This window comes from Chryseobacterium sp. TB1-D10 (genome assembly GCF_059803555.1).
This window is the reverse complement of the sequence record NZ_JAPFHB010000003.1, coordinates 383924-399223: the sequence shown is the minus strand read 5'-3', so window position 1 is coordinate 399223 and position 15300 is coordinate 383924. Positions and strand designations below refer to the sequence as shown.

The 15300-nt window shown below is 37.1% G+C and carries 9 protein-coding genes; 1 reads left to right on the top strand and 8 read right to left on the bottom strand.

Annotated elements, in window-relative coordinates:
• Window positions 1-312 precede the first annotated feature (312 nt).
• The 7 genes from OPU68_RS06385 to OPU68_RS06355 form a co-directional block, all read right to left on the bottom strand.
• Window positions 313-2448, bottom strand: a complete 2136-nt coding sequence (locus OPU68_RS06385) for a hypothetical protein (RefSeq protein ID WP_498473169.1) — start codon at window positions 2446-2448, stop codon at window positions 313-315.
• 369 nt (window positions 2449-2817) lie between these two features.
• Window positions 2818-6426: a DUF4450 domain-containing protein gene (locus tag OPU68_RS06380; RefSeq protein ID WP_498473168.1), complete on the bottom strand. Its 3609-nt coding sequence runs from the start codon at window positions 6424-6426 to the stop codon at window positions 2818-2820.
• A 1-nt stretch (window position 6427) separates the two neighbouring features.
• Window positions 6428-7831 carry a glycoside hydrolase family 28 protein gene (locus tag OPU68_RS06375; protein WP_498473167.1) on the bottom strand — a complete coding sequence of 468 codons (1404 nt, stop codon included), beginning with the start codon at window positions 7829-7831 and terminating at the stop codon, window positions 6428-6430.
• 116 nt (window positions 7832-7947) lie between these two features.
• The gene (locus tag OPU68_RS06370; protein WP_498473166.1) at window positions 7948-10419 is read right to left on the bottom strand and encodes a glycoside hydrolase family 95 protein; all 2472 of its coding nucleotides are present in this window, start codon (window positions 10417-10419) and stop codon (window positions 7948-7950) included.
• Window positions 10420-10425: 6 nt separating this feature from the next.
• Window positions 10426-11328 (bottom strand): alpha/beta hydrolase, encoded by a 903-nt coding sequence (locus tag OPU68_RS06365; protein WP_498473165.1) that lies wholly within the window; start codon window positions 11326-11328, stop codon window positions 10426-10428.
• Window positions 11329-11352: 24 nt separating this feature from the next.
• Window positions 11353-12087, bottom strand: a complete 735-nt coding sequence (locus tag OPU68_RS06360) for a rhamnogalacturonan acetylesterase (protein ID WP_498473164.1) — start codon at window positions 12085-12087, stop codon at window positions 11353-11355.
• A 32-nt stretch (window positions 12088-12119) separates the two neighbouring features.
• Window positions 12120-13379, bottom strand: a complete 1260-nt coding sequence (locus tag OPU68_RS06355; protein ID WP_498473163.1) for a glycoside hydrolase family 88/105 protein — start codon at window positions 13377-13379, stop codon at window positions 12120-12122.
• Window positions 13380-13594: 215 nt separating this feature from the next.
• Between OPU68_RS06355 and OPU68_RS06350 the strand changes: the two genes are divergently transcribed.
• The gene (locus tag OPU68_RS06350) at window positions 13595-13771 is read left to right on the top strand and encodes a BF3379 family histone-like protein (protein WP_498473162.1); all 177 of its coding nucleotides are present in this window, start codon (window positions 13595-13597) and stop codon (window positions 13769-13771) included.
• A 73-nt stretch (window positions 13772-13844) separates the two neighbouring features.
• Here the strand turns inward: OPU68_RS06350 and OPU68_RS06345 are convergent, their stop codons facing one another.
• Window positions 13845-15299 (bottom strand): sigma 54-interacting transcriptional regulator, encoded by a 1455-nt coding sequence (locus OPU68_RS06345; protein ID WP_498473161.1) that lies wholly within the window; start codon window positions 15297-15299, stop codon window positions 13845-13847.
• Between the last annotated feature and the right edge of the window lies 1 nt (window position 15300).

The following is a 15300-nucleotide window of genomic DNA, read 5'->3' as shown; positions in this document are numbered from 1 at the left end:
GTGAAATTTAATCGTTGTTAAAATTAGTAAAATAATAATTGTAATTTTTTTTTATATAGAATTTTTTTAATTAATAATAAAATATAAAAGTAATTATTTATGAATTACGTTGTTGAGATAAATTTCAATATTTAGATAATTATTACAAATTTTGCTTGTCATCATAGCATCTGAAGGATTATTAGAATCTACGCTCATTTCGTTTTTAACAGAATTTTTACTGTGCAGTTTATCAATTTAATTTTTGAAAAAAACGATCATAAAAAAAGCCTGCCATTTCTGACAGACCCCTAACTAAAATATGAATGTTTTTTAAGGCATCTTTTTAAAACCTTCTGCTTTTATTTTCCAGGTTCCGTCTTTCGGAAAACCAGGGAATTCTCCAGTCGAGCTGTCCCAACCTTCAAGCATCATCGCAACTGCTGCCAAAGTTCCTCCATTTCCTGGAAGATAAATTCTTAGTCTTCCATCTTGAAAATTATGTCCGTTTTTCAGATAAGTATTGGTCTGTATTTTCATAAAAAGTGCGTCCAACGCTTTATTCGGAAGTCCTAATCTTGCTGCGTTCATCGCTGTCATCGGAAAATCCCAACCCCAAGTGTGTTCCCAATTCCATCTTTCCCAAACGATATCAAGGGTGTTTTTCATTATTTTTTTGTCCAGTTTTGGAGATTCAGGCACCATTCCCAATGCACCCAAAACTGCAGGATGGTCGGTCATCCATTTTGGAAAGGTAAATGAATCTTTTGCCGATTCTGTCGATAAATAAACACCATCCTGAATCGGAAGCGGTGCCAGTTTATTGATAACATCATCCCATTTCTTATCTCTCGGCTGTCCCAATCTTTCTTTCCATTCCTGAGCGATTCTCAATGACCAATCCCAATATGCCACTTCATAAGTCGGGTTGTAAGTATCTTTTGCTGGGAAAACTTCTTGAGCCGGAATGACTCCTTTTCCTAAGTTGTAGCGATTTTTCTCTTTGTCATAAGTCGCAAAATCTGCCATAAAATCTGCGGTTGCATAAATCAAATCTTTATACTTTTCCAAAACTTTTTTGTCCTTGTTACTACGATATAAAAGTTCGGTCATATAAATGAGGTGTGGCTGTTCCCAAATCAAAAATGCAGCAACTGAAGACGGACTTTCGTTTCCATCATTATCAGACATTTTAATCCAACGAACGCCTTTGTAACCTTGTCTTTCTGCTAATTTTTTGGCTTTATCAAAAGTTCTGAAATAATAGTCTAGTTGCTTTTCCAAAATTTCCGGTCTTCCCCACAAAGCGTAATGAACGCCGTGCCACCAATGCATTTCTGTATGTGGTTTTCCGTACCAGCTGTTGAAAGTCAAACCTGTTTCCTGAGGTGGATTGCTCCCACCACACTGAACTTTCGTTAAATATTCAGATAAGACAACTCTTCTTTCAAGCTCATTGGCTCTTGGGTCTGTACTTCCTTCAAAATCAACAGCAGCACCACTTTCCCAGAAGTTTTTCCAGCCAGAAGTACTTTCTTTTTCAGCATCAGCGAATAAACTTTTGCTACTTTTAATATTTTTGGCTGAAAACTCAACACTTAGTTCTATTATTTTGCTTTTAGAGGAAGGTTCATAAACGAAATTGTGCTTTCCGGATTCGCTTAATTTTCCATCTGTAAAATAAAGCTGAGTGAAATAATCCGCAGTCCGCAATTTATGCTCGATCAATCCCTGAGTTGAATTTGATGAAATAATTTTTGTAATGTGATCGTTTTCATTTCCATAAAAAGCGGCATCATCCAAGAATTGTCCTGTAGGAGAAGGGTAGCGTGCAAAAACTTTTAATCTTTTTTGACTAATTAAATCAGACTCAATTTTAACTCCAATTTTATCTGAATTTTGGAAAGAAGCTGTCCAAACTTTTACAGGAGTTCCTTCCAAAGAAAATTCACTTGTAATAATTCCCGTCCACAAATCAATTTTCTGATTGATGTTGGTCAAATCTGAAATTTTTGCTTTCTGACCGTCTTTTTTCGTCAGTTCAATCCCGATATTTCCGAGTTGCAGACGATGTTGATTGACTCTGAAATATTCAACTGCCTTTTTGTTGCGTTCCGGTTCTTTGATTTGAACAGAGTATAAAGCTTTTCTTCCGTCATTATTGAAATCGTAAGGCTTTAAAGTTTCCTCAAATTTATAATTCTCTTTATTTGGAAAACTATTCCAGCCCCATTCAGACTGGGTTCCGAGAGAAACTCCGTTTTTGTAATATTCAGGAAACGACTGCATTCCGGTGATGTCAACAGTGTAGGCAAACTTTCCGTTTCCAACCGTAAATGTGGAAAGCGTATCGGCTTTTGTGTTGACAATATTATGTCGCTGAACGACCTTTTTCCGGTCGATTTTCTGGGCATTCACTGAAGAAAATCCCATCAGGAAAATCCCTAGATATATTGTAATTTTTTTCATTTTTCTTTTATTTCAGTAAATAAATTTGTTCAATGTTATATTTTATTCTGGGCAGCTATTGATTACCTCGAATGTTAATTTTTTTTTATGGCAGACATTTCCGCCTTCCACTCTCAATCTTTTGTTCGTCGTTCCTCCTCGCAAAAGGATTTCCGTTCAAGTCGGGCTGCGACATTTCTCGTATCAAAATAGCACATCATTCATTTTGATTGTTATTTTCGAATATTTATCAATAGAAATGGGCTTTAGCCTATTTTATGAATGTTAATAATCATTGGCTTAGCCAAACTTAGTTTAGATTTTTGGCTAAAGCCAATGAATAATTATTTTTTCAGAACGGGCTAAAGCCCGTCCCTATTGATTTTAAATTTATTTCAAAACCGTCGCACTCATCATTCCTATCACCACATCATTGCTCACGGCCGTTAGTTTTATTGATTTTAATTCTTTATTCACATCAATTGGCAAATCCAAAATCGTTGCAGAACCACCATCTACCTGACGGTCTGTAAATCCTTTAATGCTTGAATATTTGCTTAAAGTTCCGCCTTTATACAATTCTCCGGTTTTCAGTTTCACGCGATACGGAATTTTGTCATCCGGAATTTCAAAGGCAAAATTATCATCAAACAAATCCTGCTCAATCGGCCACCAGTTCGTCGGATTTTTCAGCTCCAGTTCGGTTGTCGAACCGTCAACGTATTGAACGGTAATTTTTCCATTCACAATCTGCGACTGCATCGGATTTGTAGTTCCTGCCATCAGAAAATAGATTTTCTTTCCTTTTCCTGAAATTGGAATTTCAAGAGCGTCTGAATAGTTATCCCACTGACTTACAAAGGCAATATTTTTATCTGTTTTATCAATTAAAAAAGGAATTCCAAGAAACTCAACTTTGCCTTCTTTTCTTTTGTTCATCAATCCGCTGTCATCGATTTGAGCGGTGATTAACGGATAACACCAGTTTCCGATTCCCTGCCACGGAAGCTGCAAAGTCGGAACTTCGAGTCTTGGTGATAGGTATTTTTGGTTGAAAATCTCAGTTACTTTTTCATTGTATTTTGAAGCTAATGAAATGTTGTTGAATTGACCTTGATTCTCAATTTCCCAGTCTGTGATTTCAATATTTTGCTTGATTCCGTTGTAATCAAGTTCTATTGAATTAGTTCCTTTACTCAAAACATTCGTCGGAATTTCAATTATTCTATTTTGATTTTTTTGAATCGAAAAAGTTTTGTTTAATCCATTAACAGATAGTTTTCCATTAACTGGATTGGATGATTTTGACTGAACCTGAAGTTGTTTATTCACCCATTTTGTCTCCAAAGGAAAACGAATATCAACATTCACAGGTTGCCACCAGGTTGTTCCATTTTGCTCTACCTGAACAAAGAAAGTTCCTTTTCTTTCTTTATTATCTAATGTGATTACCTGATTAACCACCCCGTCTTCTCCCTTCGGTCGAATCCACCCCTCCAAAGGAGGGGAATTTTTAATTAAACCTTGCGGGTCGTAAACTTGTTTAATTTTCTTTTTTGAATCAAAATTCAACTGAAGACTTTCTGAAATATAATTGACAAAATCGGTTTGCTCGGTTTTAATTTCTTCTCTGGAATAGTTGATTTCAATTTTAAAATCTTTTCCTTTCGGTGTTTCAAACTGAACAAAAGGTTGCAGAATGGAATTTGGTTTAATCTTCCAATCCACTTTTTTACCATTCACTTTCACCGATTTGATGTTGGAATAATTGACAGGAATCTGCATTTCCAACGCCACCGGATTATGATATTTTGATTTAAATAAATATTCAGTCTTTTTTGAAGTTCTGGTAAACTGATAATCCCAATCAGGAAGTTTCAATTCGGCAGAATTCCAGTCTTTCGGGAAACCAGGTTTGATGCTGATTTTATTCTCCAGTAAATTCGGATATACCCCGAAAAGTCCTTCCGTCAAAGTTCTTGATGCCACACCAATCGGGTCAGCAAAATCACGGTACAATTCGCCACGGAAAGCATCGTAATGAGAAAGCTGTTCAAAATTTCCCGGACTGATGCCGTAATACATCGACTCCACCAAATTTCCTTTCCAAAGTTGGTATGCATCCTCACTTCTTCCTGCTTGCCAATACGCCAAAGCGGTCTGTAAATTTTCCGCCAAAGCCACATTGTTAATCGACCAGTCGTACGGTTGCCAAGTCGTAGTCGCCAAAGTAAAATAGTCTTTATTATCCGCACCTTTTACCGTAATCGGAATTTTTGGCGTGTGATGATTGATGTACTGTAAGTTTTGGTAATCTTCAAATTCATTGAGAATAAACGCGTCGGAAACGTGATAAATCGACCAGATTCCCGGTTTATCGTGAACAATTTGATTGCCCAAAGCATCTTTGTATTCGGCAAAATAACCCTTTTCTTTTATCCAAAGCTGGTTTTTCATTGCCTTTAAAATCGCATCCGCTTCCTGTTCGTAAGGCTGAGGATTTTCGCCAATGATTTTCGCCAGTTTTGCCATTTCACGGTTGGCTCTGTAATTATAAGCTGACGTGTGAGTCACTTTTCCACCCGAATATTGCAGTGCATCGCTCGCCCAAATCGCTGCGTACGCATCATACAAATCGCCACGTTTGAAATTCCGTTTTTCCCAATCCATATGGCGAACCATTGTCGGCCACATTTTTTTCAGGAATTCTTTGTCGCCTGTGTAATTGAAATGCGAAAACATCTGGTCAAAAAACACCAGATTCATATCGTAATGGTGCGGTTTTGTGTTGTCATTCGGATTTCTGGAAATATATCCGCTTGAAAAAACAGAAGTTCCCATTTTTTCCTCGTGTCGGGCAAGATGTCGCATCGTGTCCATTTCTACAGGTGCAAAATCGGGTTTTAAAACCTGCGAATTGGCATAACTTTCAAAATGTTCTTTCGCTCTGTCGTGCCAACTCAATGCATCTGCTGTGTAAGCGCCACGCCACGCATTTAGCCGCATTCTCCACGCCACTGCACCGTGAAGAAAGGTCGGACTTTCCCAAATTCCGTCGGCGGCAACCGCTAAATTGGCTCCGAAATTATTTAAATCTGCATCCGGAGTTTTTAGCTGAATTCTGCTCGTTAATGTCAAACGGGATTTTTCAGCGTCATTGAAAATGTTTTTCAAATCTTCGTCTGAAAAATTCTTATCAGATTTTCCTTTGGCAACCTGAATGTAAAACGGTTGTTTTTGTGAAGAATACGAAGCGTAAACAATCGGAGATTTATCCGTTTTATTTCGAGTAAACTCAGTAAGTTTTTCTAAAGTCGTCGCATCAGTTTGTTGTAATGAATTGACATTCGAAAAACTTCCGTTGACCGTTTGAGTTTCTTTTTTCTTATTTAAATAATTGAGCTGAAACTGATTTTTGTTCAACTGAAACTGATTGTTCAGACAATATTCAGGCAACAGATAAAAACCGGATTCCGGGTCTGCACCGATGTCGCCGTTTCTGCTGAAAGTCGTTCCGCTCGCACCGCCATAAACTGCGTAAATTTTTGTTGAAGAATCTACATTCACAGTTTCCATTTTTAAAACCAAACCCTCTTCATTAACCTGCGCCAAAACCGTCAATTTTAGAATTCCGGTTCCAAGAATGGGGTCTTTGATTTCATACAGCATTGAACCCGGTCGGTAACGGGTTTCAATCTTATCAGCCTGAATTAATTTCTTAATAGAATTTCCTTTCTGAATGACAAACTGAAGATTCCCGCCCATTCCCGGAAGATACACTGCGAATTCCGGTAAATCTCCTGCTTCCACTCGTGAAGCACGGTTATCGCCATACAGCGCACGGTTGAATCTGTATTTTCCATTGACCAATAAAAAATCGCCTTTGTCTTCTTTGTAATGCAGTTCACGCTCGTTATTCTGCCAATGTTTCGATTGGGAATAGGAGAGTGAGAATGCCGACAAAACCAGAAGTCCGGCGAAAATGGTTTTTCTTCGCATTTTATGGTTTTAACTCAGTTAATGGCTGTCCGTTAACGGTTACATTTTTTAAAGTCACATTTTTCAGATAATCCACTTTGTAAGGAATCTGAACGCCCACCATTTTAGCATTAATCATTGTAAAATCGGTTACTGGCGAAGATTCGTAAGCGTCAGAAAATACGGCGTATTTACCGCCTTTGTCGACGGTTAGATTTTCAACCCAGATATTTCTGATAGTAGGAATGTGATTTCCAGGCTTTTCATAATGCATATTGAAACGCACGGCCGCTTCTTTGTAAGCACCCACTTTTGTGTTGTAGAAAAACACATTTTCAATCGTTCCGCCACGGCTTGAGCTTGTTTTAATTCTTAAAGCACGGTCAAGATTCTTGCTGTCCATCACATTTCCGATGGCGTAAATGTTTTTCGCACCGCCTGCAATTTCACTTCCAATCACAACACCGCCGTGACCGTCTTTCATTTCGCAGTTTTCGATGATGTGGTTTTCGGCAGGTCTTCCGATATCTCTTCCATCTTCATCTCTTCCGGATTTGATAGCGATACAGTCGTCTCCGGTATCAAAATATGAATCCTTAATCCAGACATTTTTACAGGCTTCAGGGTCGAAACCATCATTGTTCGGTCCGTGGCTGATTACTTTTACTCTTTCAATTAAAACATTTTCACACAAAACAGGATTCAGATTCCACATCGGAGAATTTTTTACCAAAACATCCGCCATATAAAAGTTTTTAGACTTGTAAGGCTGAACGAAATTCGGTCTTAAATACCATCCGTCCCCAAAAATTCTTTCTCTTGCTGGCGTTCTGTTGGCCATATATTCGTGAAGTTTCGCTCTCGCAGGGTTTTGTCTTCCCGGACGCGATGTGTTGTAACCATATTTTGTAGCACCACACCAGAACCACCAGTTGTCTAAATCTGAATTTCCATCCAAAGTTCCTTTTCCGGTTACGGCAATGTTTTCTTCTTCATAGGCATAAATTAAAGAGGAGTAATTCATACATTCCATTCCTTCCCAACGGGTGAAAACGATAGGGTAATCATTACTGTCCTGACTGAATAAAATTGTTGAACCGTCGCTTAAATGAAGATTGACATTAGATTTTAAATAAATTGCTCCTGTAAGAAAAATTCCGTCTGGAACAACAACTCTTCCGCCACCTTCAGCATTACATTTTTCGATGGCTTTTTTGAAAGCTTCGGTATTTTTTGTTTTTCCGTCACCTACAGCTCCGAAATCGGTAATCAAATAATCCACTTTTCTGAATTCAGGTTTTTTGATTTGCTTTTTTAAAGCTTTGATTTCTTTTAAAGGTCGCTTAGCGGAAGTCCACGGTTGATATTGAGCCGAGAGTGAATTCGATATTAAAAATATTAATAAGAGAAGGATATATTTTTTCATGTGATTTAAATTAATGAGTTTTAGGACGATTCCTTTCTATCGCAATCTAAAAGTATTGTGATTAAAAATTATCCTGCACTGTCTGTACAAGATTTTGTAATTTCAAAAAAGGAAAATTATTTTATTTCAAAAGTATAAACACCATCTTTTTCTGTCTTAAAATCAAACAATTCAGTTTCAGGAAGCAGAAAGTCTTTTAATGCTGCTTTGTCTGATTTTAAAGGTGATTTAATGCTGTTAACCTGATAATATGGATTGGGATTTTCACCCACTGCATTAACCAAATTTGTTCTCGATGTCAAATTTGAATTCTTCGCCAATCTGATTCTTGCATTTCCGCCTAAAGTGGATTTTATGATCAATTTTGTTATCTTGGAATTTTTCCAATCGATATCAATCTCAAAACCACCTCTTGCTTTTAGACCTTTTACAGAGCCGTTCGGTAAAGCATCCGGCAAAGCTGGTAAAATATAAAGATAACCATCATAGCTCTGAAGCAACATCTCTGCAATTCCTGATGTACAACCGAAATTTCCATCAATCTGAAAAGGTGGATGCGCATCAAATAAATTGGGATATGTGCCACCGGACTCTCCTTTGTTGTCTAAAGGAGCAGGGGATAATTGGTCTGAGATAAGTTTAAAAGCCCAGTTTCCGTCTAACAATCTAGCCCACCAATTAACTTTCCAACCCATAGACCAACCTGTAGATTTGTCACCACGGTAAATCATGGAATTTTTTGCAGCTTCTGCCAATTCGGGATTTCTAAACGGCGAAACCTGGCCGGAAGGAAATAATCCATATAAATGTGAAATATGTCTGTGTTTATCTTCGGTTTTGTCCATATCCAAAAGCCATTCCTGCAATTGGCCGTGTTGACCGATTTGCATTGGAGGGAGTTTGGATAAAGCTGTTTTCACTTCATCTGAAAGTTTTGAATCTTCATTCAAAATTTTTGAAGCATTAATGAAATTATTAAAAACATCAAAAACCAACTGATTATCCATCGTGGTTCCGGCAGTAATTCCAACATTTTTCAAGTAAGTATTTTCGGGAGACATGGAAGGGGAAACCACAAGATACTTTTTTGAAGGATCCTGCTGAAGAACATCCAAGTAGAATATGGCGCAACCTTTTAAAACTTCGTAGTTTTTCCTTAAAAATTCCAGATCTCCGCTGTACAAATAATGGTTCCAAATATGCTGCGTCAGCCAAGCGCCACCCATTGGCCACATTCCGTAAAAACCACCGTCCACCACGCCTGTGATTCTCCAAAGATCTGTGTTGTGATGCATATTCCAGCCTCTTGCATGGTACATTTCTTTGGCAGCCTCTTGTCCTGTTACCGACAAATCCTGAATCATATCAAACAAAGGTTCGTGCATCTCGCTCAGATTGGTATTTTCTGCAGGCCAATAATTCATTTCTGTGTTGATGTTGACTGTGTATTTGCTGTCCCAGGCTGGATTTAACTTATCATTCCAGATTCCCTGAAGATTTGCAGGTTGCGTTCCCGGCTGTGAAGAGGAAATCAGAAGATAACGTCCAAACTGAAAATACAAAGCAACCAGATCCGGATCATTCGAATTTCCAAATTCTTTTATTCTAATGTCGGTTGTCTTCTTCGCTTGTTCAGTAGTTCCTAAATTTAAACTAACACGTTTGAAATATTTCTGATATTTTTCGATGTGAGCCTTCAATGCAACATCATACTTTTTGTTTAAAACTGATTTTAAATATTGTAAAACGCTCTCTTCAGGATTTGCCGAAAGGTCATTGTATTTTTTGAAATTCGTGGCGATGGAAATATAAATAATAACTTCATCAGCTCCCGAAATTTCCAGTCGATCATTTTTCGAAGTTAATTTTCCACCTCGTAGAACAGGAACAGCAATGGTTTTAAAATTAATTTTCCCGATTTTATTGTCAACAGATCCACTTGTTCCGGTGATGATTAATTGGTTTTTATCAGTAAAAATTGAATTAATTTTGTGTGGAGTAGAGGCATTGATATTGAAGTTTAAACTTCCTTTTTTGCTGGAGGATAATTTAATAACAATCACATTATCAATTAATGAAGAAAAAAATTCCCGTTTGAAATTTACCCCATTGACTTCGTAAGAAACCGTGCTGACTGCATTTTCTATATCTAAAGTCCGATGGTAATTTTTGAAATTATCGTGACCTTTGAAATCCAGAAACAAATCGCCCATCGTTTGATAGGGCATTCCGTAATTCAGGTCTTTTGGTGCTTGTCTGGGATAGGTTGTATTCGATAATTTTTGTGCTTCCTCAAATTGGTTTTCATTCAATAATTTTCTGATTTTCCGGATGCTGTCGAATGTGTTTTTTGGAACATTATTTCCAGGTTCTCCTGCCCAGATAGTTTCCTCATTCAACTGAAGGTGTTCCTGTGAGGTACCACCAAAAATCATTGCGCCCAATCTTCCGTTTCCGATTGGTAAGGCTTCGTTCCAGTTCTCAGCAGGTTTGTCATAAATTAGTTTTAAATTTTGCTGTGCCTGAACTGACAATGAAATGAATCCGAAAACGAGTAGAAAAATTTTATGACGAACGATTTTTAGCATAATTAATTATTTATTGAATAAAGTTTTGAGCCAATCTGAACATAGTTTTTTCCAATTATCTGTGAGTTCACTTTTATTGGTAATTCCGATTTTATGTTCACCTTCGGGAAATATGAATAATGCACCTTTAACCTTATTTTTTGTCATTGCCTGATAATAAAGCAAGCTGTTCATCACTGGGACAGTTTTATCATTTTGAGCGTGGAACAAAATTGTAGGCGGCGTCTTTTCAGTCACTCGGTTTTGCATAGAATATTCGCTGATTTTTTCTTGAGAAGCATTTTCGCCAAGTAAACTATTTCGGCTTCCAAGGTGTGCAAATTCTCCCAAATCAATGACAGGCGAAACCAAAATTGCAAAATCAGGAATCGTGGGAATGTTTTCCCAATCGCCTTTCAATTCTGTATAATCTGTTGGAATATTACTAACCGATGCGGCCAAATGTCCACCCGCAGAAGTTCCTATAACTCCAATTTGATCCGGTGAAATGCCATATTGCGAGGCGTTTTTTCTAAGATATTTGATAGCTGCCTGTACATCTTGTAATGGAGCGATTTCTTTTTGTTTAAGATCAGGAGAGGTGGGTAATCTGTAATTCAGTACAAATGCTGAAATTCCCAATGTATTGAACCATTTAGCTATTTGATAACCACCCAAATCATAAGTCAGTTTGTAATATCCACCTCCAGGAATTATGATAACAGCCATTTGTTTCCTTTCTTCTTTCGGCGGTAAAAAAGCAAAAAGTTCGGTTTCTTTTATTTGTACGATTCTTCCGTCTTTTTCTTCCGTTTTCAGTTGCAAACCTTTAGAATTTGGCATTTGACCTTTTGACCATAATATTATTTTTTCCTGAGCATAAGTCAGATTTATAATTAATATTAATAAAATGAATGCGGCTTTTTTCATTGTCATTAAACTAAAAGGGTAAAATTATTTGATGTATTTTTCCAATCCTGTTTTCAGGTTTTTTAGAGATTTTGTCGCCAGTTTCGCAACCGTTTCTGCTCCTAGTTTGGATAAATGGGTGTCGTCTGCTTTATCTTTAGGATAATATTCAACTTCACCGGCTTTGAAATGCAAATGAAGCAATTTTGATTTTTCCGGGCCGGCAGAGATTTCCATTTGCTCTGTCAATAGCTGCATATCAACGAAAGGAACTTTCATATCATCCGCAACCAATCTTACAACCAAAGGATATTCTTTATGAGTATCGACCAAAACACCGTTTTCAGTGAAGTCTCTTCTGACAATGGAAGTCATCAGAATTGGTGTTGCGCCTTTTGCTCTTGTCTCTTTCACATATCTTTCCAAATTAGCTCTGTACTGCGTATAAGGATTGGTAAATTTTGTAGAATCTTTGATTTTCTGATCGTTATGACCAAACTGAATTACCACAAAGTCGCCTTTCTTCAATTGTTTTTCTACTTTGTCCCAACGGCCTTCTGTCCGAAAACTTTTGGAACTTCTGCCGTTCATTGCGTGGTTCTGGATTTCGATTCCGGTTGTGAAAAATTGTGAGAGAACTTGTCCCCATCCGTGTTCAGGATTTTTATCGGGGTTGTCCTTGTTTGCTATCGTAGAATCGCCAATTAAAAATAGCGTTGGTTTCTGGGCGAATGTCATTAATGATAAAAAAAGCAGTAAAGCCGTAAGTTTTCTATTCATTTTAATATTGTTATTAATTTAAATATAATTAATTATTTTTCAAATTCTATACTTGCTAATATGAAAGGTCCGGTTCCTTTTGCATCATTGGAGCGGATTTGTTCATTGACGTAATATTCGTAAGAGCCGTCTCTGTAAGGTTTTCCGCCTAAGCCTGCGACTGCACAGCATTTATTCAGATTTACAACGCCGTTTTCATCTACTGTGATTAGGTTTTTGATGATGCCATCGTAACCTTTTTTAGCATAAGTTTTATAGGATTTTGGAAGATAACCGTTGTTTACAGATTTTATAATCGTATAAACGAACATTGCTGAAGATGTAGCTTCCGTGTAATTTCCTTTTTCTCCTGTTTTATCCAAAACCTGATACCAAAGTCCGTTTTCTTTATCCTGAACTTTGATGATCGCATCGGTATAAGATTTTATGTAAGAAATCAATTTCGCTCTTCCCGGATGATTCTTTGGCAAATAATCCAGCACATCTACCATCGCCATTCCGTACCAGCCCATTGCGCGTCCCCAGAAATTTGGAGACAATCCAGTTTCTTTGTTTGCCCAGGCCTGTTCTTTGCTTTCGTCCCAGGCGTGATAGAGTAGTCCTGTTTTTTTATCGACCAAATGTTTCTGAATCAAATCAAATTGATTCACAATATCATCATAAGCTTTTTCCGCATCAGCACCTTTCGTGAAATCTTTGGTGTAATGCGTATAGAACGGTTGTCCCATATACAAACCATCCAGCCACATCTGATGAGGATAGATCATCTTGTGCCAGAAACCACCTTCAGAAGTTCTTGGTTGTCCGTCGATTTGTGAACGAAGCGTTTGTAAAGCTTTCAGGTATTTTTCTTTTTTCTCTTTTTGATAAAGATAAAGCAATACGTTTCCACTATTCAAAAGATCGATGTTGTATTTGTCAAGTTCGTAGGATTTGATAGTTCCATCTTCGTTGACTAATTTTTCTCCAAAACTGCTGACGTAGTCGTAATATTCTTTTTTGCCTGTTTTTTCATAAAGTATTTCTGCGCCATCCAAAACAATGGCAGCAGGATAAGTCCATTTTGGGCTTTTACTGAAATCAAGCATCCAGGATTCAGGGAAACGGGTCATTTCCGAAAGTAGCATTCTCTCAGACCATTTGAAATTGGTAGGGATTTTTTTTCCGGCTTGTGATTTTGAAGCCTCAGTTTTTGGTTGAGATGTAACTTGTGATTGTGCAGAAGTCAAAAATATTCCTGACCCAAAAGCAACAAAAGTCAGCAGTTTTATTTTATGATTAATGAATTTCATTTTTTATTGATTTTAATTAATATTAGAACTTATAATTATACATCGCAATCTAAAATTATTGTAAAAGTAAATTATCCTGCACTGTCTGAACTGTACTGATACTTAAAAATGAAATTCAATTTTTGTTAAATTGTAATTTAATCTCACAATTACAGCAGAAAATGAGATAAACCATTATATTTGCAATCCAATTTAATATTTTATACAATAAACTTATGAAAGAACTTATTGAAAAAATCAATGCTGAATTTGAATCATTTTCTAACGAAGCTAGCCAACAAGCAGAAAAAGGTAACAAAGCTGCAGGAACAAGAGCAAGAAAAGCTGCTTTGGAACTGAGCAAATTGTTCAAAGATTTCAGAAAAGTTTCTGTTGAAGAATCTAAGAAATAAATTCTGCTGAAAACTAAAAACCCTGCATCTAAGCAGGGTTTTGTATTTAAAAATAAGATTTATAAAGAAATTCTTAGTCTCTCAAAAACTGGCCAATTCCGGCAGAATCAAAAGTATAAGCTGAAGAATTTTCCGATCTGTCTAATTTTTTACTGATCGTCAAAGCCCATAAAACCAGTTCTTTACAGAAATTCTGATCTTCTGTACTCAATTCTGAAACATTTTCTTCAACCACGGTTACTAAAGGATTGATGCTGTTGAGTTTCGCATAGAACTCTTCGTCTGTATCTGTGTAATTAAGTTCAAGGTGATTTTTATTAAACCATTTAATTAAATCGGTGTAAGGCGTTTTGATTCCTTCTTTATCAAGTTTTGAAATTCGTGGAAACAGACTTTCAAACTGCGTCATCACAGCTTTATCAATCAAAATTTTCGCAACATAATCCGCACCTTCCTGTTCGCCTTCGTAAACCAATTCGATTTTTCCTGTAATGGAAGGTATGATCGATATAAAATCTAACAAACGAACTGAGGTTTTATCAGAATCAGTTTCAATCAGACGTAATTTTGCTGCTGCAATCAGGTTTTCCATAGCACTGATTGTCAATCTTGCGCTGACACCGCTTTTCGCATCCACGTATTCGCTGTCTCGTGCTGCAAAAGCTACTTCTTCCAAAAGATCTTTGGCTAAATTAGGAATTTGAATCTGTGATTTGTCTTCTGCTGAAATTGCAGCTTCCTGTTCAGTAATCTGTCTTGCAAGCGCAATTGTTTTTGGATAATGCGTGAAAATCTGCGAGCCGATTCTGTCTTTCAAAGGTGTTACGATGCTTCCTCGATTGGTATAATCTTCAGGATTTGCTGTAAACACAAACTGAATATCCAAAGGCATTCGCAACTGAAATCCACGAATCTGAATATCGCCTTCCTGCAAAATATTAAATAGAGAAACCTGAATTCTAGCTTGTAAATCAGGAAGTTCATTTAATACAAAAATAGAACGGTTCGCTCTTGGAATCATTCCGTAATGTAAAACGCGTTCGTCGGAATAAGGAAGTTTTAATGTCGCAGCTTTGATTGGATCGATATCGCCAATTAAATCTGCAACATTCACATCCGGAGTCGCCAGTTTCTCAAAGAAACGTTCGGAACGGTGAACCCAGGAAATTGGTGTTTCGTCGCCCAATTCTTCAATTAGATCTCTCGAATATTTTGAAATTGGTTGAAACGGACTGTCATTAATTTCAGAACCTTTTACAATTGGCATATATTCGTCCAAAAGATTGACCATACTTCTGGCAATTCTCGTTTTTGCCTGTCCTCTCAAACCTAAAAGATTGATGTGATGGCCAGCCAAAATCGCTTTTTTCAGTTGAGGAACTACAGAATCTTCGTAACCCCAAAGTCCTTCGAAAACAGGTTCTTTGGCTTTAATTTTTTCAATTAGATTAGCCTTAATTTCCTGACTGATGGTTTTATCTGTGTAACCGGAATTTTTCAATTCCTTGAATGTGATATCGTTTTTCATT

Excerpts from the sequence above, each read along its gene's own strand:
- OPU68_RS06365 (WP_498473165.1), bottom strand. The coding sequence starts at position 11,328 with ATGAAAAAAGCCGCATTCATTTTATTAATATTAATTATAAATCTGACT.
- OPU68_RS06375 (WP_498473167.1), bottom strand. The coding sequence starts at position 7,831 with ATGAAAAAATATATCCTTCTCTTATTAATATTTTTAATATCGAATTCA.
- OPU68_RS06380 (WP_498473168.1), bottom strand. The coding sequence starts at position 6,426 with ATGCGAAGAAAAACCATTTTCGCCGGACTTCTGGTTTTGTCGGCATTC.
- OPU68_RS06345 (WP_498473161.1), bottom strand. The coding sequence starts at position 15,299 with ATGAAAAACGATATCACATTCAAGGAATTGAAAAATTCCGGTTACACA.
- OPU68_RS06385 (WP_498473169.1), bottom strand. The coding sequence starts at position 2,448 with ATGAAAAAAATTACAATATATCTAGGGATTTTCCTGATGGGATTTTCT.
- OPU68_RS06350 (WP_498473162.1), top strand. The coding sequence starts at position 13,595 with ATGAAAGAACTTATTGAAAAAATCAATGCTGAATTTGAATCATTTTCT.
- OPU68_RS06370 (WP_498473166.1), bottom strand. The coding sequence starts at position 10,419 with ATGCTAAAAATCGTTCGTCATAAAATTTTTCTACTCGTTTTCGGATTC.
- OPU68_RS06360 (WP_498473164.1), bottom strand. The coding sequence starts at position 12,087 with ATGAATAGAAAACTTACGGCTTTACTGCTTTTTTTATCATTAATGACA.
- OPU68_RS06355 (WP_498473163.1), bottom strand. The coding sequence starts at position 13,379 with ATGAAATTCATTAATCATAAAATAAAACTGCTGACTTTTGTTGCTTTT.